Consider the following 21,708-nt stretch of genomic DNA (forward strand, 5'->3'; position numbering starts at 1 on the left):
TGGAATTGCGGCGTCCGGGTTTTCTCCCATCATGTCATCCCCTCCCATTATAGTCTGAATAGATCAGGCCCGAGCCTCTTTGAGCAGCCGCACCTGACGCAGCGTGTTTTGCCGGCTGCGCTCGAGATGCCGCCAGAGCGCATCCACGATCTGTGCCTTGCTGCCAGCGGCGATGGCATCGGCAATATTCTGGTGTTCCTCAACCGAGCGGGCGTAATCGCCCAGAATCGACACGAAAACCGTGTGGGTCTGGTCGAGAATGCGCTCATGCGAACCGGAGATGACCGGAATGCGCGCGGCCGAAACAAGAGCCGTGTGAAAGCTGCGATCGTAAAAAAGCGCCTTCGACAATTCGTCGAGTGTCGGGCCTTTGGCAAATTCGCGGTGTTTCGCAAGACTTTCCAGAAGCTGCGCATGCAGCGCCCGGTCCAGTTGCCCGGCATCGAAAGCCACTTCCACGGCACCTTTTTCCAGCAGCATTCTGGCGGCGTAGAGTTCCTCCACGTCCTCCACCGTAAAATCACGCACCACCATGCCGCGCCGGGAGGAATTGACCACCAGCCCGTCCGCCTCGAGTTTCAGGCAGGCTTCCTTGACCGGCGTGGGGCTGATGCCGAGATCGGCGGCAAGCTCATTGGGCAGCAGGCGCTCGCCGCCGCGCAATCTACCGCTGACGATGCGCGCGCGCAATTCCTGATGCGCCTGTTCGGCGAGTGTGACTTTGACCAGCGTGTTCATGAAAACATCATCGCTCAGCTTTGTGAGGCAGGCAATGGTGAAATATTAAAAATAAAAAATTTTTTATTTTACAATGGTCGTTTTTCCGTTAGCTCTATCGGTCATCGGAAGCTGGCTGCTGGAGGAGGGCGGTCTGGCGTTCCCCTGAAGGGCGCTCTTGCGGTCAATGACTGCGGGGTGAGGATTTTCCGGCGGCCAACCGTCGGGCTTCGATCAGGAAGGGGCATCCGTTTATTCCTCCTCAAAGGCCGCTCAAGCGTCGAGGAACTGACCGATCATGAAAATAACCGCTGTCGAACCTTTCATCCTGCATTTGCCGCTGACCTCGGAGTCGATTTCCGATTCCACCCACAGCATCACTCACTGGGGCGTCGTCGGCGCAAAAATTACCACCAGTGACGGTCTCGATGGCTATGGGTTCACCGGCACCCATGCACATTTGCCATCCGACAGGCTGATCACATCCTGCATCAGCGATTGTTATGCGCCGCTTCTGGTGGGTGAGGATGCCTCCGATCATTCGCGGCTGTGGACGAAACTTGCCCGTTATCCCGCGTTGCAATGGGTCGGCAGGGCGGGGATCACACATCTTGCGCTGGCCGCCGTGGACGTGGCGCTCTGGGACCTGAAGGCGAAAAAGGCGGGTGTTCCGCTCTGGCATTACCTTGGCGGCGCGCGCACGGCCGGGGTGGAAGCCTATAATACCGATATCGGCTGGCTTTCCTTCACGCTGGAGAAGCTGCTGGCGGGCAGCGCCAAGGCGGTGGAGGAAGATGGCTTCACCCGCCTGAAGTTCAAGGTTGGGCATGACGATCCCAATATCGACATTGCGCGTCTCGCCGCCGTCCGCAAACGCGTCGGCTCTTCCGTCAGGATTGCGATTGACGGCAATGGCAAGTGGGACCTGCCGACCTGCCAGCGCTTCTGCGCGACGGCGAAAGATCTGGATATCTACTGGTTCGAGGAGCCGCTCTGGTATGACGATGTGACGAGCCACGCGCGGCTGGCGCGGAACACGTCCATTCCGATTGCGCTCGGAGAGCAGCTTTATACGGTGGATGCGTTCCGCTCATTCATCGATGCGGGTGCGGTTGCCTATGTCCAGCCGGATGTGACCCGGCTCGGCGGCATCACCGAATATATCCAGGTCGCCGACCTTGCGCTCGCCCATCGCCTCCCGGTCGTGCCGCATGCCGGCGAGATGAGCCAGGTGCATGTGCATCTGAGCTACTGGCATCCGGCCTCGACCATTCTCGAATATATTCCGTGGATCAAGGATCATTTCGAAGAACCGATCCATGTCCGCGACGGCGTTTACAAGCGGCCCGAGCTTCCGGGCGCCAGCACCACGCCGCTGGCGGAAAGCTTCGCCCGTTATGGCAAGGCTGTGAAATGAGCAGCGATACACAGCCCGGATTTTAAGGGAGGGAAGCCCGTCCTCCGTCATGCCGGACTAGATCCGGCATCCAGCCACGGCGCGTCTGCGCCGTGAAAAGAGTCTTTCGCGATCAAGGACTTGATCGCGCTGGACCCCGGATCAAATCCGGGGTGACGGAGTGTGGATGGTGTAATTTTCCAAATTTAGCGCCAGCCGAGTGCGGGCGCCACCTGTTTGAGGATCGTCTCGATCACATGGGCGTTGTAATCGACGCCCAGCTGGTTCGGTACGGTGAGGAGCAGCGTGTCGGCCTCGGCGATGGCCTCGTCGGCTTTCAGCTGTTCGATCAGTTTTTCAGGCTCGGCGGCATAGCTGCGCCCGAAGATTGCGCGTGTCTTGTCGTCGATATAACCGATCTTGTCATCGCCTTCGTTGCCGTGACCGAAATAGGACCGGTCGCGATCGTTGACGAGAGCGAAGATGCTGCGGCTGACCGACACACGGGGTTCGCGGGTGTGGCCGGCTTCCTTCCAGGCTTCCCGGAAGTTGCGGATCTGCTGCGCCTGCTGGACATGGAAAGGCTCACCCGTCTCATCCGTCTTCAGGGTGGAGCTTTGCAGATTCATGCCAAGCTTTGCCGCCCAAACCGCCGTGGCGTTGGAGCTGGAACCCCACCAGATGCGCTCGCGCAGACCTTCGGAATGTGGCTCCAGCCGCAAAAGGCCGGGCGGGTTGGGGAACATCGGTCGCGGGTTCGGCTCAGCGAAACCTTCGCCCTTCAGCAGTTCGAGGAAGACCTCGGTATGCTGCCGCGCCATATCCTCTTCGCTCTGGCCTTCAGCCGGGCGGTAACCGAAATAACGCCAGCCGTCGATCACCTGTTCCGGCGAACCGCGGCTGATGCCGAGCTGCAGGCGACCGCCCGCTATGAGATCGGCAGAACCTGCATCTTCGGCCATGTAGAACGGGTTTTCATAGCGCATGTCGATGACGCCGGTGCCGATCTCGATGCTCTTCGTTCTGGCGCCGACCGCCGCGAGCAGCGGGAAGGGGGAAGCCAGCTGGCGGGCGAAATGGTGCACGCGAAAATAGGCGCCGTCGGCGCCCAGCTCTTCCGCGGCGACGGCAAGGTCTATCGATTGCAGCAGGGTGTCCGCAGCCGAGCGGGTCTGCGACTGGGGCGAGGGCGTCCAGTGTCCGAAGGATAGAAATCCGATCTTTTTCATGATGACCTTCCAAATGTTGGAGGACGCGGCCGTTTGGGCCGGCGTCGTTGTTGTCAGTCATATAAGCAACCGTGCACATCCTCCAATGCGCCACCCGTAGACAGGGTGTCGCCGAAATGTGAACGATGGCCGTCAGGCAATCGTCCTTCGGTCGAGGATGAAGAGATTTTCGTGGGCGCGCGCCGTGGTGAGAATGAAGTCCATCAGCGAGCGGACACGCGGCACATTGGCAAGGTCCTGATGGCTCGTCAGCCAGTAACCCCGCCGCAGTTCCACTTCACCGGCAAGCACCATCTGCAGATCGGGGAAGCGCGCGGCGATGAAATTCGGCAATATGCAAAGGCCACGGCCGCTCAGCGTTGCGGTCAACTGCGCGAAAATGCTCGATGACTGGAAGTTGGGCCTGAGACCCGGCAGCACATCGCGCATATAGTCGAGACCCGGCGAGAAGATGAGGTCCTGCACGTAACCGATAAAGAAATGATCGGGTAAGTCTTCGCGCCGCGTGATTTTTGGATGTCCGGCGAGATAGGATCGTGATGCGTAGATATGCAGCGTGTAGTCGATGATCTGTTCGTTGATATAGGGACCGGCTTTCGGTGGGTCGAGCGTCACCGCCACATCCGCCTCTTTTCTCGACAGCGCCATGATCTGCTGGATCGTCACCATCTCCACCATGATGTGCGGATGGGTGATGGCGAAGTCCTTCAGTCTCTCCACAAAGAAAAAATTGGAAAAACCTTCCGGTGCGCTGAGCCGCACCACGCCGCGCAGCAGGCTTCCACTTTCGGAAATATCCGACTGCAGCCTCTCCGCTTCCGCCTCGATACGCTCGACCGTATCCACCAGCCGCCGGCCGACGGTCGTGAGTTCATAACCGCGCGGGTTTCGCTCGAACAGCTTGGTTTTAAGCGAGAATTCCAGCCGGTCGATATGGCGGGAGACGGTGGCGTGGCTGGTGCGCAGGCTTCTGGCTGCCGATGAGAGCTGCCCGGTGCGGGCCACGGCCAGAAAATATTGCAGGTCGTCCCAGGTGAAAGGGGTGGCCATTTTCGTCTCCCATCAAGAGTTCTGTTCAAAAATGAACAGTTCCTGTTCGCAATTTGATGATGCCCTGCTCTTGTGTCAACGACCGAATTCGAGAACTCTAGGCTCAGGATGCACCGCTTTGAGGAGGGCGGTGTGACCATTCGGGTGCAATGGCGAAAAACTCCGCCATGCGGCTTCGTTCACCGTTGCACAGACCCATCTGAGGCTCGCAATCATCTCTGGGAGGAGAAGTCATGCGCAAGAGTATTCTTTTATCCACGGCCATGGTCCTAGCCGCGGGCACCGCCGCTTATGCCGCCGAAATTTCCGACGGCAAGGTCAAGATCGGCATCCTGAACGACCAGTCGGGCGTCTACGCCAATTTCGGCGGCAAATACTCTTATGAGGCCGCGAAGATGGCGGTCGAGGATTTCGGCGGCAAGGTGCTCAATGCGCCAGTGGAAGTGGTGACCGCCGACCACCAAAACAAGGCGGATGTCGCCTCCAACATCGCCCGGCAATGGTATGACACGGAACAGGTCGACTCGATCATGGAGTTGACCTCGTCGTCGGTGGGGCTGGCCGTGCAGGCGCTCTCCAAGGACAAGAAGAAGATCACCGTCAACACGGGCGCGGCAACGACGGAGCTGACGGGCAAGCAATGCAGCCCCTATGGTTTCCATTGGGCATACGACACCTATTCGCTCGCAGTCGGTACCGGCGGCGCGCTGGTGAAGCAGGGCGGCGACAGCTGGTTCTTCCTGACCGCCGACTACGCCTTCGGTTATTCGCTTGAAGAAAACACTGCCAATTTCGTCAAGGCCAATGGCGGCAAGGTGCTGGGCTCCGTGCGCCATCCGCTGGCGACGACTGATTATTCCTCCTTCCTGTTGCAGGCGCAGTCATCAGGCGCGAAGGTCATCGGCCTTGCCAATGCCGGCCTCGACACCTCCAATGCCATCAAGCAGGCGGCCGAGTTCGGTATCGTCGCAGGCGGCCAGCGGCTCGCGGCTCTTCTCTTCACGCTTGCCGAAGTGCATGGCCTCGGCCTCGAGGCAGCCCAGGGCCTGACGCTGACGGAAGGCTTCTATTGGGACCGCGACGATGAATCGCGCAAATTCGGCGAACGGTTCAAGGAACGCACCGGCGCCATGCCGAACATGGTGCACACAGGCACTTATTCCGCCGTCCTGCACTATCTGAAAGCCATCGAAAAGGCCGGGACGGATGATGCCGACGCCGTTGCCAAGGCCATGAAGGAAATGCCGGTCAACGACGTTTTCGCCAAGGACGGCCATGTGGCAGCGAACGGCCGTATGATCCACGACATGTATCTCATGGAGGTGAAGAAGCCGGATGAGAGCAAGCAGCCGTGGGACTATTACAAGGTGCTTGCCACGATCCCCGGCAAGGAAGCCTTCATGGACCCGGCAAAGAGCGGTTGCCCGCTGGTGACCCAATAAAAGACTGATGCAATAAAGGGGAAAGTTTCATGACGATCGCTCCCGCCCCTGCCGGGCAGGCCGAACCTCGCGTCGTTCTTTCGGCGCGTGGTCTCACCAAGACCTTCGGTGCATTCGCAGCTGTGAAAAACGTCGATCTCGACGTGCATCATGCCCGCGTGCATGCGCTGATCGGTCCGAACGGCGCCGGCAAGACTACGGTCTTCAACCTGTTGACCAAGTTTCTCCAGCCGACAGGCGGGGCGATCACCTTCATGGGAACGGACATAACAAGGACGCCACCAGACAAGGTGGCGCGTCTCGGCCTCGTCAGGTCGTTCCAGATATCGGCGGTGTTTCCGCATCTGACGGTTCTGGAAAATGTGCGGGTGGCGTTGCAGCGGCCCAACAGCCTTGCAACGCAGTTCTGGCTGCCGCTCTCTTCGCTCGACAGGCTGAACGCCCGTGCCGAGGAACTGATCGCCATGGTCGGTCTGACGCGGGAAAAACATGCGCTTGCGGCCGATCTTTCTTACGGCCGCAAGCGGGTCCTCGAAATCGCCACCACGCTCGCGCTTGATCCAAAGGTTCTGCTGCTCGATGAACCGATGGCCGGCATGGGCGGTGAAGATGTCGCCCATGTTGCCGAACTCATCCGCGAGGTGGCCAAGACCCGCGCGGTGCTGATGGTCGAACATAATCTGAAAGTCGTGGCCGATATCTGCCACCACGTCACGGTCTTGCAACGCGGTGAAATTCTGGCGGAGGGCGACTATGCCGCCGTTTCCGCCGATCCGCGTGTGCGCACGGCCTATATGGGCACGGAGGAGGCTTGATATGGCGGCAATGCTCGAAGTCTCCAACCTGAAATCCTGGTACGGCGAAAGCCAGGCGCTGCACGGCGTCGATCTGAACGTCGGCGAAGGCGAAACCATCACCATTCTCGGCCGCAACGGCGTGGGCAAAACCACGACGCTGCGCACCATCATGGGCATCATCCGCAACCGCAAGGGCGTGATCAAGCTCGGTGGCAAGGATCTGATGCCGGTGCCGCTGCATCGCACGGCAAAATACGGCATCGGTTTCGTGCCGGAAGAGCGCGGCATCTTCGCGACGCTGAGCGTCGAGGAGAACCTGAAGCTGCCGCCCGTCGTCGCATCCGGCGGCATGACGCTCGATGAAATCTACGAGCTGTTTCCTAATCTCTACGAGCGTCGGACAAGTCCAGGCACCAAGCTCTCCGGCGGCGAGCAGCAGATGCTGGCCATGGCGCGCATCCTGCGCACCGGGGTCAAGGTTCTCCTGCTCGATGAGCCGACCGAGGGGCTTGCACCTGTTATCGTGCAGCGCATCGGCGAAGTGCTGAAGACCTTGAAAAGCCGGGGCATGACCGTTGTTCTGGTCGAGCAGAATTTCCGCTTCGCCAGCCGCATCGCGGACCGTTTCTACCTGATGGATCATGGCCAGATGGTCAGCAATTTTCCGGTGAGCGAGCTTTCCGACCGCATGGGCGAACTCAATAAAGTGCTGGGGGTTTAACGATGACGATGCTCTTCGGCGTTCCAATTCAGGCCCTGCTCGGGCAATTGCTGATCGGCCTCATCAACGGGTCGTTTTATGCCCTGTTGTCGCTCGGCCTTGCCGTCATTTTCGGCCTGCTGCGTGTCATCAATTTTGCCCATGGCGCGCAATATATGCTCGGCGCTTTCGTCGCCTTTCTCGGACTGCAATATTTCGGCATCAGCTTCTGGGTGGCGCTGGTTGTGACGCCGCTGGTCGTGGCGCTCCTTGGCGCGATCGTCGAACGCCTCATGCTATCCAGGCTTTATGATCTCGATCCGCTCTACGGGTTGCTCTTCACCTTCGGCTTGGCGCTGGTGGTTGAAGGCACGTTCCGCTGGCTTTATGGCGCTGCCGGCCAGCCCTATTCGGTTCCACCGCAGCTTGCCGGCGGCACCAATCTCGGCTTCATGTTCCTGCCGAATTACCGCGCTTTCGTCGTCGTCATCTCGCTGGTCGCCTGCCTTGCCACCTGGGCGCTGATCGAAAAGACGCGGCTTGGCTCCTATCTGCGCGCGGCGACGGAAAATCCGACGCTGGTACAGGCTTTCGGCATCAACGTGCCGGTGCTCCTGACGCTGACCTACGCGCTGGGTGCGGGCCTTGCCGGGTTCACCGGGGTTCTCGCCGCGCCGATCTATCAGGTCTCGCCGCTGATGGGCACCAACCTCATCATCGTCGTCTTCGCGGTTGTCGTGGTCGGCGGCATGGGTTCGATCATGGGCGCCATCGTGACCGGCTACATGCTCGGCATCGCCGAAGGCCTGACCAAGGTGTTCTACCCGGAGGCGTCCAACATCGTCATTTTCGTCATCATGGCCTTTGTGCTGCTCATCCGCCCCGCCGGACTTTTCGGAAAGGACGCCTGATATGTCCAAAGCCACCCATAGCCCCACTGCCGGTGCGATGCCGCAGACGCAGGTTTCAACGACCGCCGCAACCATCAAGACCGTGCTCATACTGGCTGGTCTCGCCGTTTTGATCGCCGCGCCGATGTTCGTTTATCCGATCTTTCTGATGAAGCTGCTTTGCTTTGCGCTGTTTGCCTGCGCCTTCAATCTGCTGATCGGTTATACCGGGCTGCTGTCCTTCGGCCATGCGGCGTTTTTCGGCGGTGCTGCCTATTTCACCGCCTATTCGGTGAAGGAATGGGGCGTGACACCGGAGATCGGCCTTGTCATCGGCATGGCGGGTGCGGCGCTGCTCGGTCTCGTCATCGGCTTCTTCGCCATTCGCCGCCAGGGCATCTATTTCGCCATGATCACACTGGCGCTGTCGCAGATGTTTTATTTCTTCTGCCTTCAGGCGCCGTTTACCCATGGTGAGGATGGTTTGCAGGGCGTGCCGCGCGGCCATCTCTTCGGCCTTCTCGACCTCAATGCGCCGCTCAACATCTATTACACGGTGCTGGCCGCCTTTGTGCTCGCGCTTCTTGTCATCTGGCGTTTCGTCAATTCACCCTTCGGCATGATCCTGAAATCCATCCGCGAGAACGAGCAGCGCGCCATTTCGCTGGGTTACAGCGTTCAGCGCTACAAGCTTGGCGCCTTCGTCATGTCGGCGACGCTGGCTGGTCTTGCGGGTGGCCTGAAGGCGCTGGTCTTCCAGTTCGCGACGTTGACCGACGTGACCTGGCAGATGTCCGGCGAGGTAATTCTGATGACCCTGCTTGGCGGCATCGGCACCATGATCGGCCCGATCTTCGGCGCGGGCCTCGTCGTTACCTTGCAGAACTATCTCGCGACATCGGATTTTCCGGTCACCATCATCACCGGCCTCGTTTTCATGGCCTGTGTCCTGGTGTTCCGGCGCGGATTGATCGGTGAATTTTACGCTTCGCGGCTGGGGCGAAAACTGGGCTTTCAACACCGCGGCTAGAATTTTTTTACAACAAGCAAAGGCCTCCCCTGCGTCCCGGGCGACGCGGCAAGGGCGCCGCATGGAGAAGAGCATGGGCGAATATGACTATATCGTCATCGGAGCGGGGAGTGCCGGATGCGTTCTCGCCAACCGCCTTTCGAAAGATCCGAACCACCGCGTCCTGCTGCTGGAGGCCGGCGGCAACGATAATTATCACTGGATCCATATTCCGGTCGGTTATCTCTATTGCATCAACAATCCGCGCACGGACTGGTGTTTCAAGACGGCGGAAGAGCCGGGGCTTAACGGCCGGTCATTGATCTATCCACGCGGCAAGGTTTTGGGCGGCTGCTCTTCCATCAACGGCATGATCTATATGCGTGGCCAGGCGCGGGACTACGATGTCTGGCGCCAGCTTGGCTGCGAAGGCTGGGGCTGGAACGATATCCTGCCCTATTTCATGAAGTCTGAGGATTTCTATCGCGGCAAGAGCGACATGCATTCCACCGGCGGCGAATGGCGGGTGGAGAAGGCGCGCGTGCGGTGGGACGTGCTGGACGCTTTCCAGAAGGCGGCGGGCGAGGCGGGCATTCCCGCGACGGATGATTTCAACCGGGGCGACAATGAAGGTGCCGGTTATTTCGATGTGAACCAGCGCGCCGGCTGGCGCTGGAATACGGCCAAGGCCTTTCTGAAACCGGCGCTTGGCCGCAAGAATTTGACAGTCATGACCAAGGCCCATGTCAAGCGTCTCATCATCGAGGAGGGCCGGGTCATGGGCGTCGAGTTTCACCATGACGGTGTCCTGAAAAAGATGCGCGCGCGCCGCGAGACGGTGTTGTCCGCAGGAGCGGTCGGCTCGCCGCATGTTCTGGAGCTTTCCGGTATTGGCCGGGGTGACGTCCTGCAGGCAGCCGGTATCGATACCGTGGCGGAAGTTCAGGGTGTGGGCGAGAACCTGCAGGACCATCTGCAATTGCGCATGGTCTACAAGGTCTCCGATGTTCTCACGCTGAACGAAAGGGCTTCCACCCTGTTCGGCAAAGCGAGGATCGGCCTCGAATATGCGCTGACCCGCTCCGGGCCGATGTCGATGGCGCCGAGCCAGCTTGGCGTCTTCACCCGCTCCTCGCCGGAAAAGGAGACCGCGGATCTGGAGTATCATGTCCAGCCGGTTTCTCTCGACAAGTTCGGTGATCCGGTTCACACTTTTCCGGCCATTACGGCAAGTGTCTGCAATCTGCGGCCGGAAAGCCGAGGCTCAGTGCATGTGAAAGGACCGGATTTCGCCATGCAGCCGGAAATCCGCCCGAACTATCTTTCAACGGAAGGCGACCGCCAGGTTGCCATCGATTCCATGCGGCTGACGCGCCGCATCGTCTCCCAGCCGGCCTTTGCCCGGTTCAAGCCGCAGGAATACCGGCCCGGCCCGTCTTTCGAAAACGACAACGATCTTGCCAAAGCGGCAGGGGATATCGGCACCACGATCTTCCATCCCGTCGGCACGCTCCGCATGGGATCGGACGCCGAAAGTGTCGTCGATACGCGACTGAAATTCCGCAGGCTTGCCGGCTTACGCGTCGCGGATGCCTCCATCATGCCGAGGATCACGTCCGGAAACACCAATTCGCCGACGATCATGATTGCCGAAAAGGCCGCCGACATGATCCTTGCGGATAATCGTTAAGAGGAGCGTTCCCATGAAGACCGTCGCTTTTATCGGACTTGGACATATGGGCCTGCCGATGGCCGCCAATCTTGTCAAAGCGGGTTACGCCGTCAGGGGTTTCGACCTTTCCGAGGCCTGCCGTGCGGCGGCAAGGGAGGCAGGCATTCCCGTGGCAGTTGATACTGCCGAAGCCATTGCAGCGGCGGAGGTGATCGTCACCATGTTGCCGAAAGGGGAACATGTCGTTTCGGTTTATGGTGATCTGGTGCAGAAAATCTCTGCCGGAACGCTGCTCATCGATTGCTCGACGGTGGATATGGAAAGCGCCCTGAAAGCGCATGAACTGGCCGCTTCCGCCGGTTGCCCCTCCGTCGATGCCCCTGTCTCGGGCGGCACGGGTGGCGCGGCCGCCGGCACCCTGACCTTCATGTGCGGCGGCGAGGCAGAGGCATTTTCGGCGGCAAAACCGGTGCTGGAAGCGATGGGCAAGAAGATTGTCCATTGTGGCAAGGGCGGCAACGGGCAGGCGGCAAAGATCTGCAACAATATGATCCTCGGCATTTCCATGATCGCGGTTTCCGAAGCCTTCGTGCTGGGTGAAAGGCTCGGCCTTTCGCATCAGGCGCTGTTCGATGTCGCATCCACCTCGTCAGGCCAATGCTGGTCGCTCACCACCTATTGCCCGGTTCCGGGACCGGTGCCGACATCGCCCGCCAACAAGGATTATCAGCCGGGATTTGCGGCGGCCCTGATGCTGAAGGACCTGGAGCTTTCGCAGGCGGCGGCGAATGGAGCCGGGGCCTCCACCCCGCTCGGTGCGGCTGCGGCTGCGCTTTATGAGAACTTCGTCGGTGAGGGCGGCGGGGCGCGTGATTTCTCCGCCATCGTCGAGATGCTACGCGGGGGCGAGGCATGATGGACGCTACGCCGTCGGATATTCTATGGGTGCCGCCTCGGGAAAGGATGGAGCGCTCCTCGCTTTTTACCTTCGCTGTAAGGACGGCGTCGCAGCACGGGATTGCTGCCGATGATTATTCCGGTCTGCTGCGCTGGTCCATCGAAGCACCGAATACCTTTTACGACGCCTTGTGGGATGAGCTCGGGATTATCGGCACACGCGGTGAAGCGGCCTTCAAACCCGGCGCGACGATCCGCGAGGCCGAGTTTTATCCGGGCGCGAGGCTCAACTATGCCGAAAACCTGTTGCGTGATGCCGACGACCGGTTGGCGATCATCGCCCATCGTGATGATGGCACGAGGCGCGAGATAAGCCGCAGGCAGCTTTATGACCATGTCTCCCGTCTGGTGCAGGCGCTCGTCCATGCCGGCGTGAAGGAGGGCGACCGCGTCGGGGCCATCGTCACCCATGATATTGAGGCGATTGTCAGCTATCTGGCAACGAGCGCCATCGGGGCCATCTGGTCGTCCTGCTCGCCGGATTTCGGCCCGGCGGGAGCCTCCGACCGGTTATCGCAGATCGATCCGAAAATTCTCATCGCCGTGCCGGAATATGGTTATGCCGGCAAGCGCATCGATGTCGGCCCCACCATCCGCGCGGTGGCGGAAAGCGCTGCGCCTCAAGAGATCGTGCTGATCGGCGATGCCGTTCCGGCCAGCCTTTCCGATCTCGGCTGCGTGACGCTGCCTGATTTCGTCGCGCCCTTTGAGCCGGGTGAAATTGCGTTCAACCGGCTGCCGGTCAAGGCGCCGCTCGCAATCCTTTATTCCTCAGGCACGACAGGCAAGCCGAAATGCATCACCCATTCCGGCGGCGGCCTGCTTCTTCAGCACATGAAGGAGCAGAAGTTGCAATGTGATATTCAGCAAGGGGAGCGTTTCTTCTACTTCACCACCTGCGGCTGGATGATGTGGAACTGGCAGGTCTCCGGTCTGGCGCTTGGCGCTACTCTGGTGACCTATGACGGCAATCCCGGTTATCCCAACCCTGCGCGGCTGATCGATCTCATCGACGCCGAACGGATCGCCACCTTCGGAACCTCGGCCAAATTCATCGACGCCTGCCTGAAGGCCGGGCTGAAGCCGCGCGAAAGTCATGACCTTTCGTCCTTGCGCACGATCCTTTCCACCGGCTCACCGCTCATCCCGCAATCCTTCGATTATATCTATCGCGACTGGAAGGCGGACGTGCATCTCGCCTCCATTTCCGGCGGCACGGATATCTGCGCCTGTTTCCTCGGCGGCAATCCGCTGCAGCCGGTTCATCGCGGCGAATTGCAGGGCGCGATGCTGGGCATGGATATCGATACGCTGGATGACGAAGGGCGTTCCGTTCGAGGCGTTGCCGGTGAACTCGTCTGCCGCAATGCCCACCTGTCGATGCCGGTCAAGTTCTGGGGTGATGAGGACGGTTCGCGGTATCAGGCCGCCTATTTCGACCGCTTTCCTGGTATCTGGGCGCATGGCGATTTTGCCGAAATGCGTCCGTCAGGCGGATATGTCATTCACGGGCGTTCGGACACGACGCTCAATCCCGGTGGGGTTCGCATTGGAACGGCGGAAATATACCGCCAGGTGGAAACCGTGCCGGAGGTCGAGGAAGCCATTGCCGTCGGGCAGGATTTCGACGGCGACCAGCGGGTCATCCTTTTCGTGCGCCTGAAAGCGGGGGCTGAACTGACGGAGCCGCTGGAAAAGACCATTCGCAGCCGCATACGTTCGGGCGCGACGCCCCGGCACGTTCCGGCAAGGATCATCGCCGTCAGCGCCATTCCCGGCACCCGCTCGGGCAAGATTTCCGAAATCGCGGTTCGTGACACCATTCATGGCCGGCCGGTGAAGAACACCGATGCGCTCGCCAATCCCGAAGCGCTCGATCTTTTCCGCAACCTGCCGCAGCTGAAGGACTAGGCCGATGGAGGATCAACCGAAGACCGTTCTCGTTACGGGTTCCACCAGCGGCATCGGGCTCGCCATCGCCAAACGTTTCGCCGGGGAGGGATTTCTGGTCGCCGTCCACGGCATTGAAACGTCGGAGGAAGCGGCGCAGGCACTGGAGGCGGTTGCGAAAGTGGCGCGACATCGCCCGGTCTATTTTTCAGCCAACCTTGCGAATTATGATGAGAGTGCACATCTGCCGGAAAAGGTCATTGCCGAGTTCGATCACATCGACGTGCTCGTCAACAATGCCGGCATCCAGAAGGTCGCGCCGATCGATGAGTTCGATTTCGCCGATTTCTCCCATATTGTCGCGATCTCGCTCGACAGCGCTTTTCATACGATCCGTGCCGCCCTCCCCGGAATGAAGGAAAGGGGATGGGGACGCATCGTCAACATCGCTTCCGCACATGGCTTGCGCGCATCACCGTTCAAGGGGCCCTATGTGGCGACCAAACATGCCGTGGTGGGCCTGACCAAAAGCGTGGCGCTTGAGGTGGCCGAGCTCGGCATTACCTGCAACGCAATCTGCCCCGGTTACGTCTGGACACCGCTTGTGGCCGCGCAGGTCGCCGATCAGGCGCGGGTGCATGGCATGAGCGAGGAGGATGTGGTGAAGAAGGTGATGCTTGCGCCACAGCCGACGAGACGTTTCATACAGCCGGAGGAAGTGGCGGAGATGGCGTTCTATCTCACCGGCGATATGGCCCGCTCGATTACCGGCGCGACCATTTCCATCGATGGCGGCTGGACCGCAAAATAATCTTCGCGCAACCGGTGCCTGTTCCCACGTCTGGAACCAAACTGTGGCCCCGTGGATTAAATCTGCAGGGTTACAGGGAGTAAAAGACATGGCCAGAGAAAATGCCAGCTATCTCGACGGTCGGGATTCCCCGAAAAACGAGACGGCAACGCGCGCGCGGCAAGGGGCCAGAGGACGGCCTGTCCTCGTCATATTGATCGTCAGCGTGCTTCTCGCACTGGTGGTCTGGGCCGTGGTCGAATATTCGGTTTTTGAGCCCGATGAGAACCGGCCACCAAATTCTCAGACCGAGAGCGCGCCTGTTCCGCAGCAGCCATCCGGTTCCGGAAGCTTCGATAACAACCCGGCGAATGGCCGTGCCGCACCGCCGTCATCGACGGAGACAAATCCTGCGCCGCAGGACTCGACCGGCGCCCCGCAAAACCCATGACTACCATGCCGTGAAATTTTTCATGCCAAATGAATAGTTTGTATGGAACCAGATCGCACCCGATTTCATTTCACGCAAAGTGACAGGAATCGGGGGTCTCATTCATGGCAGTCACAGTCACTGCGGTTATTCTCTCGCTGATCGGCCTTGCGCTGTTCGGTTTCGGCTCTCAGCTCGTCATGCTGGGCGGGAGCTTTTATTACGTTCTTTCCGGGCTGGCCTTCCTTTTGACGGCCATCCTCCTGTTCAAGCGCAATCGCGCAGCACTCCACGTCTACGCCGTTTTCATTGTCGCGACCCTCGCCTGGGCTGTCTGGGAAGTCGGCTTCGACTGGTGGCAGCTTGGCCCGCGTGGCGGTATCATCATTCTCATCGGCCTCTGGCTTCTGGTGCCCTGGGTCAGAAAACCGCTTGGTTTTGCGAGCCCGACAGGGCTGAGTTACGGCCCGAATGCCTGGCCGCTTGCGCTCTCGGTTCTGGCCTCCATCGTGGTGGCCGGATATTCCATGGCGCAGGATCCGCATGACAAGCCGGGCTCCCTGCCGCAGGAGACTGCGTCTGCCGCACCCGTCTATGGCGGCAACGTGCCTGACGGTGACTGGCATCAATATGGCCGCACGCCCTATGGCCAGCGTTATTCGCCGCTCACGCAGGTCAATGTCGACAATGTCTCTCAGCTGAAGGAAGCCTGGCGTTACCAGACGGGCGACGTGAAGCTGCCGGATGATGTGGGTGAGACCACCTATCAGGTCACGCCGCTCAAAGTCGGCAATACGCTTTATATCTGCACGCCGCACAATTGGGCGATTGCCATCGACGCGGCTACCGGCAAGGAAAAGTGGAAATACGACCCGAATGTCGGCCTTAACCCGGACCGCCAGCACCAGACGTGCCGCGGCGTATCCTATTATGCCGAACCTAACGCCGCACAGGGTACGGCATGCGCAGAACGCGTCTACCTGCCGACCTCGGATGCACGGCTGATCGCGCTTGATGCGGCAACCGGTCAGGTCTGCACTTCCTTTGCCGATCAGGGTGTGCTGCATCTTGAACAGGGCATGAAATACAATCCCGCCGGTTATTATTATTCGACCTCGCCGCCCGTGATCGCGGCGGGCAAGATCATCATTGGCGGCGCGGTGAACGACAACTATTCCACACAGGAACAGTCCGGTGTCATCCGTGCTTTCGATGTGAACAGTGGCGCACTTATCTGGAACTGGGATTCCGGCAATCCGACAAAGACCGAGCCGCTGGCGGAAGGCGAAACCTATACGACGAACTCGCCGAACAGCTGGTCCGTGCTGAGTTATGATGAAGGATTGGGTCTCGTTTACGTCCCGCTGGGCAATCAGGTGCCGGACCAGCTCGGCATGGGTCGAAGCGAGAATGTGGAGAAATATTCCTCCTCCATCGTCGCGCTCGATATCAATACCGGAAAGGACCGCTGGGTGCGCCAGACGGTTCACCACGACCTTTGGGATATGGACGTGCCCGCTCAGCCGGTGCTGCTCGACATCACCAAGGACGGTCAGAGCGTTCCGGCGCTCGTCGGTCCCACCAAGCAGGGCGATATCTACGTTCTGGACCGTCGTACCGGCGAGCCGCTTCTGCCGATCACGGAAGAACCGGCTCCGAGTGGCGCGATCCCTGAAGACTTCACCTCTCCGACTCAGCCGACGACCGCGCTGTCGTTCAAGCCGGAGCCGCTGAAGGAAAAGGACATGTGGGGCGTCTCCATGTTCGATCAGCTCGCCTGCCGTATCCGCTTCCACCAGCTGAACTACAAGGGCCGTTACACCCCGCCGTCGCTGACCGGATCGATTATCTATCCCGGCAATTTCGGCACCTTCAACTGGGGCAGCGTGGCGGTCGATCCCGAACGTCAGGTCATGTTCGGCATGCCGACATACCTTGCCTTCACTTCGAAGCTCGTGCCGCGCGCCGACATTCCGCCGAAGGGGCAGGACGAAAAGGGCAGCGAACAGGGTTTGAACCGTAATGATGGTGCGCCCTATGGTGTGTTCATGGGTCCTTTCCTCGGCCCGCTGCAAATTCCCTGCCAGGCACCGCCGTGGGGCTATGTGGCAGGCGCTGACCTTCGCACCGGCGATATCGCCTACAAGCACAAGAACGGCACGGTCTATGACATGACGCCGCTGCCGCTGCCCTTCAAGGTGGGCGTGCCGGGCATTGGCGGACCGATGATCACCAAGGGTGGCGTTGCCTTCCTCGGTGCCGCCGTCGATAACTATCTGCGGGCCTACGACCTCACTACCGGCAAGCAGCTATGGGAAGCGCGCCTGCCGGCCGGCGGCCAGGCAACGCCGATGACCTACGCGCTGGACGGCGGCAAGCAATATGTCGTGATGGTTGCCGGTGGTCATGGGTCCGTCGGAACCAAGCCGGGCGATTATGTGATCGCCTATACCCTGCCGTAAAACGCGGCCGCTTCAGGCAAATAAAAAACCGGAATGGGCGACCATTCCGGTTTTTGCTTGTGCAGCTGATGCCGTGATCAGGCTGCCTTTTTCTGGGCGGCCGCATTGATCGAAGTCTTGGCAAGCGAGGTCAGCGCGTCGTCGGTCTTGGTTTCTTCCTTGAGCGTCGCATCCAGCAGGGAAACGGCGTTGGCGTGTCCAAGCTTTTCCGCCCATGCCTTGAGGGTGCCGTAACGGGCGATCTCATAATGTTCGACGGCCTGAGCCGACGAGATGAGACCGGCATCGAGAGCGGCCGTGCCCTTGAAGTCATCCATGATTTCCTCGCCCTCGGCGATGATGCCCTGGATTGCCTCGCAGGTCTTTCCCTGCGCCCGCTTGCCGATCATCTCGAACACTTCCTGCAGGCGTTCAATCTGGCCCTGGGTTTCTTCCTTGTGCTTTTCGAAGGCCTGTTTCAGCTTCGGATCGGTCGCTGCCCGTGCCATCTTCGGCAGGGCTTTGAGAATCTGTCTTTCGGCGTAGTAGATATCCTTCAACGTGTCGTAAAACAGATCGTCGAGTTTCTTCTCGGCCATTGTTCCTTCTCCCATGTGTGAAAATACGCGACGTGCGCCCAAGCGCACGGGAGACAAACCTTTCGCCGATCCTATGGTTCCGGCTCCATTGCGCGCAACGTTTATATTGCTGCAGGGAACCAACAGGCTTTCCCGAACTTACTGTGCTGAAATTTCGGGAGGAGACACGACTGTGCCCCAAAGCCTTGCAGAAGAATTTTCCATGAATATTTCCATTCCCTTCGAGGTGCTGGTGGTGCGCGTTTTTGGTGCGGTCATCCTGTGCGGCCTGATCGGTCTGGAGCGCGAATTTCACAAGAATACTGCCGGTCTTCGCACCAATATGCTGATCGGTCTTGCAGCGGTCACTTTCTGCGTCATCACCATCCATATGATGGAGACGATGGCGGAAGGTCATGAGGCCGCGCGGCTCGATCCCATCCGGCTGGTGGAGGCCGTGACGGCGGGCATCGCCTTTCTTGCGGCAGGTGTGGTCGTCTATACCAGGGGCGATGTCAAAGGTCTGACGACGGGGGCGAGCATGTGGCTCTCCGCGGCGATCGGCCTTGCCGCCGGTCTCGGCATGTGGCCGCTGGCCATTGTTGCCGCCGGCATCGGCATTGTCGTCCTGTGGACGCTGCGCCGCATACAGGTGGTGGCCAGCATCAAGGACGAATAAACGATGATCAATCGAACCGGAAGAGATCGGCGTCGGGATCCTTGCCGCCATTGACGGCGGCAGCGATTATCTCGGCGGCGATCTGGCTGAAGGTGATGCCGTTGCCCCCAAAGCCCATGACGGCATAGACGTTCCTCATGCCGGGAACCGCGCCGATCAGCGGCAGGCCGGTGGTGGTGGTGCCGAAGGCCGCCGCCCAGCGATATTCCGGCTCTCCGATGTCGATACCAAGGAGACTTTCTATCTTGCGCCGGATTGCGTCCTGTTTGGTAAAGAGCTTTCCTTCAGAAAGGTACGATGTCGGGCTTTCCTCATCCTCGCCCCCCGCGATCAGGCGTCCGTCACGGTCGGTACGCAGGTAGAGATAGGGATCGGAAGCCTCCCAGACGATATGGCTTTTCAGCCAGTCCGGCAGATCGATGCCCTTCCTGCTCGCCAGCGCCCAAGTGGAGATGATCTGATGTTTCGGGCTTTCAAGCGACTTCAGGAATTCGTATCCGGTGCAGAAAACGACATTGCGGGCGGACAGGATCTTGCCCTGTGCGGTGGCGACGACCACCTCGTCACCGAGGTTTCTGAGATCGGTAATCTCCAGATGGGACACGATTTCCGCACCGGCGCCCGACGTGTGGCGCAAAAGGCCGGCCGTCAGCTGAGCGGGATTGGCGGAGGCCGAAATGTCGCTGAGGATAGCCCCAGTCCGATCGATGGCGTAGTCGCTCCTCAATTCGGCGGGGCCAAGGAGACGCGCTGCAATTCCTGCTTCTTCCCGGGCTGCCGCTTCAGCCTTCAGCGCGCGCGACCCCATTTCGTCGCCGGCGAGATAGAGCGCCTGCTTGCGCGCCATGCTGCAGGATATGCCGAGCGACGAGACGATTTCCTCAAGGCGCAGGACGGCCCGCGCCGAGCGTTGCCACGCCCGATCCGCAGCGTCCCTGCCGATCATCTTTCTGAGCTCGGTCAGAGGCGTGTCGATCTCGTGCTGAATCATCGCGGTGCTGGCGACGCTGCTGCCCATTACCGGGTCACGCCGGTCGACGATCAGCATCGACTGGCCCGGCCTGTGCAACGCATGGGCCACAAGCGCGCCGCTGATGCCGGCACCCACCACGATCGTGTCATAATGGTTGGCTTCCGGGGTCTTTCCGCTGCGAATGCCGATGCGGGGCGTATCGGCCCACAGGGGTTTTGATTCCCTGAGGTCCCGTTCCTTCGTCAGTTCCGATGTGGGCATGAAAGTGTCCTGAGAGGTCTCACGGCTCGGTATAGCCGGCGACGTTGATGATGAGCGTTCCGTTTTGGGGATTGTTGCGAAAGAAGAGCGTGCCGGTGTCGCGGGATTCCGAGGCGACATAATCGAACGTCACGTCGGCGCTTTCCAGCGTGGCGGCATTTTGCTGCAGGTCGCCGCGCACATGCACCTGCGCCGCCGTCGTCATGGAGAGGTTGCGAATGTCGAAACTCACCCGGTACTGTCCCGACTGCGCCTCGACGTCCGTTACGGCAATCTCGAAGCGTGCCTTGTCCGGCTTGTAGCGATAGATGTCATAGCCGATCCAGCCGAGCATCGCGATGACAAGAAGCGTGCAGACGGCGCCCGTCAGCCACTCCACCCAATGCGGTTCGGGGCTTTCCACATTTTTGCGGCCCTTCGATATGGTCATTTTGTCCTCACAGGATCAGCCGGGCAGAGGCTGCGCCGATCGAAGCGGGAACGCCGAGAATAACGGCGGCATTCATGATCTGCGACAGCGAGGTATGGTCGAGACGTTCGAAGGTCCAGAGCGTGTAGATACTGATGGCAATGGCAATGACATAACCGGGCAGGGTGAAACGCAGGAAAGACTGCCACCATTCCTGCCCCTCGTTCACTTGGTGCGACCCCTTGAAATGAAGCGCATAGACGAAGCCATGCATGATGGCGATCGAGACCAGGCAAAGCGCCAGAATGTGATAGGGGGTTACCTTGTAGGCAATCAGGATCATTTCTTCCGTTGGGGCGACATTGAGGCTGAGAAAAAGCGCGCCGACCATCATCATGAAGAGTTCGTGCAGATAACCCGTCTCGCCCGAATATTCGCCATCCTCCTCATCCTCGGTGTCGGAATGTTCGCCGAGCTGGCTGCGGCCAAGCAGCGCCCCGATGCTGGCGGGCACGGATTGCAGGGCGATTTTGGCGATGAGATTTGAGGTGGTGAGCTGATCGTTCAAAATGCCGAACAGCAAAAGCACGGCGGCGCTGACGGCAATGCCAAGCCCATAGGCCGTTATCGCGTCACGCAGCGCCTGTGTTCGGGAATGAATATTTTCAAAGCCGATGCGGCGGGCGAGCAGGAAAAGCAGCGGCAGGTTCAGGATGCAGAGCAGCAGAAGCCGCCAGGAATTGACATAGAGGCCCAGAAACCACATTTCCATGGTCATCAGCATGGGCAGGGCAAACAGCAGTGCGCCTGCCGTTCCACGTGCAAGACCGATCAGAAATTGCCTGACCTCATCACTATCCGCATCTTTTCGTATGATTGCCGCCGCCATGCGTCCCCCTGCATGAAGGGATAACGCAATGGCGTTTTTCCGGTTCCGTTGGTCTATTTCGCGGGATCGATGAGGGCGATGCCGAATTCGCGGCGGTAACTGCGCCGCAATTCCGCGGGTGTTTCGCGAATGACGACTTCGAGCGTCGGGCGCACCACCCCCTTCAGGAAATGGCCGCCTTTTGTGGAACCATCGGCAAAGCCCAGCACCACGTGCAGGTGCGGATTTGGCGCGTCGTTTTCGTCAAGCGTAATATCGCCAAGCAGGCTCAGAACCTCGCTCTGCTCCGTCACGGGAATCTCCTTATATTCCCGCGTCGAAAGGTCGAAAAAAGCGAGCGTCGCAGTTGAAAAGGCACCTATCGCGGTCACCGAGGCGGCGTTGATGTTTTCCGATTTTGCGAAGCGGCGGATCGCCTCGAATGCCTCTTCCTCCGGGTCGATGACAAGAATGAAGGTACGTTCGGCACCGGTGGCCAGCAATCTGCTTTTCATGGATGTCTCCCAATA

21 protein-coding genes are annotated in these 21,708 nt (G+C 59.8%); 13 read left to right on the forward strand and 8 right to left on the reverse strand.

The window, feature by feature from the left end:
• Positions 1-63: 63 nt before the first annotated feature.
• Complete coding sequence (locus G3A56_RS22785; protein ID WP_082185081.1) at positions 64-738, reverse strand: GntR family transcriptional regulator; 675 nt, start codon at positions 736-738, stop codon at positions 64-66.
• A 277-nt stretch (positions 739-1,015) separates the two neighbouring features.
• Between G3A56_RS22785 and G3A56_RS22790 the strand changes: the two genes are divergently transcribed.
• On the forward strand, positions 1,016-2,134 hold the full coding sequence (locus tag G3A56_RS22790) for a mandelate racemase/muconate lactonizing enzyme family protein (protein WP_082185080.1): 1,119 nt from the start codon (positions 1,016-1,018) through the stop codon (positions 2,132-2,134).
• 185 nt (positions 2,135-2,319) lie between these two features.
• Here the strand turns inward: G3A56_RS22790 and G3A56_RS22795 are convergent, their stop codons facing one another.
• Together G3A56_RS22795 and G3A56_RS22800 are read right to left on the reverse strand one after the other, a co-directional pair.
• Complete coding sequence (locus tag G3A56_RS22795; RefSeq protein WP_082185079.1) at positions 2,320-3,342, reverse strand: LLM class flavin-dependent oxidoreductase; 1,023 nt, start codon at positions 3,340-3,342, stop codon at positions 2,320-2,322.
• A gap of 132 nt (positions 3,343-3,474) precedes the next feature.
• On the reverse strand, positions 3,475-4,392 hold the full coding sequence (locus G3A56_RS22800; RefSeq protein ID WP_082185078.1) for a LysR family transcriptional regulator: 918 nt from the start codon (positions 4,390-4,392) through the stop codon (positions 3,475-3,477).
• A gap of 233 nt (positions 4,393-4,625) precedes the next feature.
• Between G3A56_RS22800 and G3A56_RS22805 the strand changes: the two genes are divergently transcribed.
• The 11 genes from G3A56_RS22805 (at position 4,626) to G3A56_RS22855 (ending at position 17,431) form a co-directional block, all read left to right on the forward strand.
• Positions 4,626-5,834, forward strand: a complete 1,209-nt coding sequence (locus G3A56_RS22805) for an ABC transporter substrate-binding protein (protein ID WP_082185077.1) — start codon at positions 4,626-4,628, stop codon at positions 5,832-5,834.
• Positions 5,835-5,863: 29 nt separating this feature from the next.
• Complete coding sequence (locus G3A56_RS22810) at positions 5,864-6,649, forward strand: ABC transporter ATP-binding protein (RefSeq protein ID WP_003498452.1); 786 nt, start codon at positions 5,864-5,866, stop codon at positions 6,647-6,649.
• Between the two features lies 1 nt (position 6,650).
• Positions 6,651-7,352: an ABC transporter ATP-binding protein gene (locus G3A56_RS22815; protein ID WP_082185076.1), complete on the forward strand. Its 702-nt coding sequence runs from the start codon at positions 6,651-6,653 to the stop codon at positions 7,350-7,352.
• 2 nt (positions 7,353-7,354) lie between these two features.
• A complete protein-coding gene (locus G3A56_RS22820; RefSeq protein ID WP_082185075.1) occupies positions 7,355-8,242 on the forward strand; it encodes a branched-chain amino acid ABC transporter permease in 888 nt (295 codons plus the stop codon).
• Position 8,243: 1 nt separating this feature from the next.
• Positions 8,244-9,251 (forward strand): branched-chain amino acid ABC transporter permease, encoded by a 1,008-nt coding sequence (locus G3A56_RS22825; protein ID WP_082185074.1) that lies wholly within the window; start codon positions 8,244-8,246, stop codon positions 9,249-9,251.
• A 73-nt stretch (positions 9,252-9,324) separates the two neighbouring features.
• Positions 9,325-10,920, forward strand: a complete 1,596-nt coding sequence (locus G3A56_RS22830; protein ID WP_082185073.1) for a GMC family oxidoreductase — start codon at positions 9,325-9,327, stop codon at positions 10,918-10,920.
• 13 nt (positions 10,921-10,933) lie between these two features.
• A complete protein-coding gene (gene mmsB / locus G3A56_RS22835; protein WP_082185072.1) occupies positions 10,934-11,818 on the forward strand; it encodes a 3-hydroxyisobutyrate dehydrogenase in 885 nt (294 codons plus the stop codon).
• Positions 11,815-13,770 (forward strand): acetoacetate--CoA ligase, encoded by a 1,956-nt coding sequence (locus G3A56_RS22840; RefSeq protein ID WP_082185071.1) that lies wholly within the window; start codon positions 11,815-11,817, stop codon positions 13,768-13,770. The genes mmsB and G3A56_RS22840 overlap by 4 nt, the downstream gene beginning before the upstream one ends.
• A 4-nt stretch (positions 13,771-13,774) precedes the next feature.
• Positions 13,775-14,560, forward strand: a complete 786-nt coding sequence (locus tag G3A56_RS22845; RefSeq protein WP_082185070.1) for a 3-hydroxybutyrate dehydrogenase — start codon at positions 13,775-13,777, stop codon at positions 14,558-14,560.
• 88 nt (positions 14,561-14,648) lie between these two features.
• Positions 14,649-14,990 carry a flagellar basal body-associated FliL family protein gene (locus G3A56_RS22850; RefSeq protein WP_082185069.1) on the forward strand — a complete coding sequence of 114 codons (342 nt, stop codon included), beginning with the start codon at positions 14,649-14,651 and terminating at the stop codon, positions 14,988-14,990.
• A gap of 104 nt (positions 14,991-15,094) precedes the next feature.
• Positions 15,095-17,431, forward strand: a complete 2,337-nt coding sequence (locus tag G3A56_RS22855; protein ID WP_003498464.1) for a glucose/quinate/shikimate family membrane-bound PQQ-dependent dehydrogenase — start codon at positions 15,095-15,097, stop codon at positions 17,429-17,431.
• A 77-nt stretch (positions 17,432-17,508) separates the two neighbouring features.
• Here the strand turns inward: G3A56_RS22855 and G3A56_RS22860 are convergent, their stop codons facing one another.
• Positions 17,509-18,009: a YciE/YciF ferroxidase family protein gene (locus G3A56_RS22860; protein ID WP_082185068.1), complete on the reverse strand. Its 501-nt coding sequence runs from the start codon at positions 18,007-18,009 to the stop codon at positions 17,509-17,511.
• 172 nt (positions 18,010-18,181) lie between these two features.
• Between G3A56_RS22860 and G3A56_RS22865 the strand changes: the two genes are divergently transcribed.
• On the forward strand, positions 18,182-18,667 hold the full coding sequence (locus tag G3A56_RS22865; protein ID WP_082185067.1) for an MgtC/SapB family protein: 486 nt from the start codon (positions 18,182-18,184) through the stop codon (positions 18,665-18,667).
• A gap of 7 nt (positions 18,668-18,674) precedes the next feature.
• On the opposite strand, the gene G3A56_RS22870 is transcribed toward G3A56_RS22865, so the two are convergent.
• From G3A56_RS22870 to G3A56_RS22885, 4 genes are read right to left on the reverse strand one after another with little or no spacing between them, the layout of a single operon-like run.
• Positions 18,675-19,901: an NAD(P)/FAD-dependent oxidoreductase gene (locus G3A56_RS22870; protein WP_082185066.1), complete on the reverse strand. Its 1,227-nt coding sequence runs from the start codon at positions 19,899-19,901 to the stop codon at positions 18,675-18,677.
• Between the two features lie 19 nt (positions 19,902-19,920).
• Positions 19,921-20,331, reverse strand: coding sequence for a TIGR02588 family protein (locus tag G3A56_RS22875; protein WP_082185065.1), 411 nt, complete (start codon positions 20,329-20,331; stop codon positions 19,921-19,923).
• Positions 20,332-20,338: 7 nt separating this feature from the next.
• Positions 20,339-21,199, reverse strand: coding sequence for a TIGR02587 family membrane protein (locus tag G3A56_RS22880; protein WP_082185064.1), 861 nt, complete (start codon positions 21,197-21,199; stop codon positions 20,339-20,341).
• Between the two features lie 53 nt (positions 21,200-21,252).
• On the reverse strand, positions 21,253-21,693 hold the full coding sequence (locus G3A56_RS22885) for a PPC domain-containing DNA-binding protein (RefSeq protein WP_082185063.1): 441 nt from the start codon (positions 21,691-21,693) through the stop codon (positions 21,253-21,255).
• Positions 21,694-21,708 lie beyond the last annotated feature (15 nt).

It is taken from the genome of Rhizobium oryzihabitans (genome assembly GCF_010669145.1).
GTDB classification, from domain to species: Bacteria; Pseudomonadota; Alphaproteobacteria; order Rhizobiales; family Rhizobiaceae; genus Agrobacterium; species Agrobacterium oryzihabitans.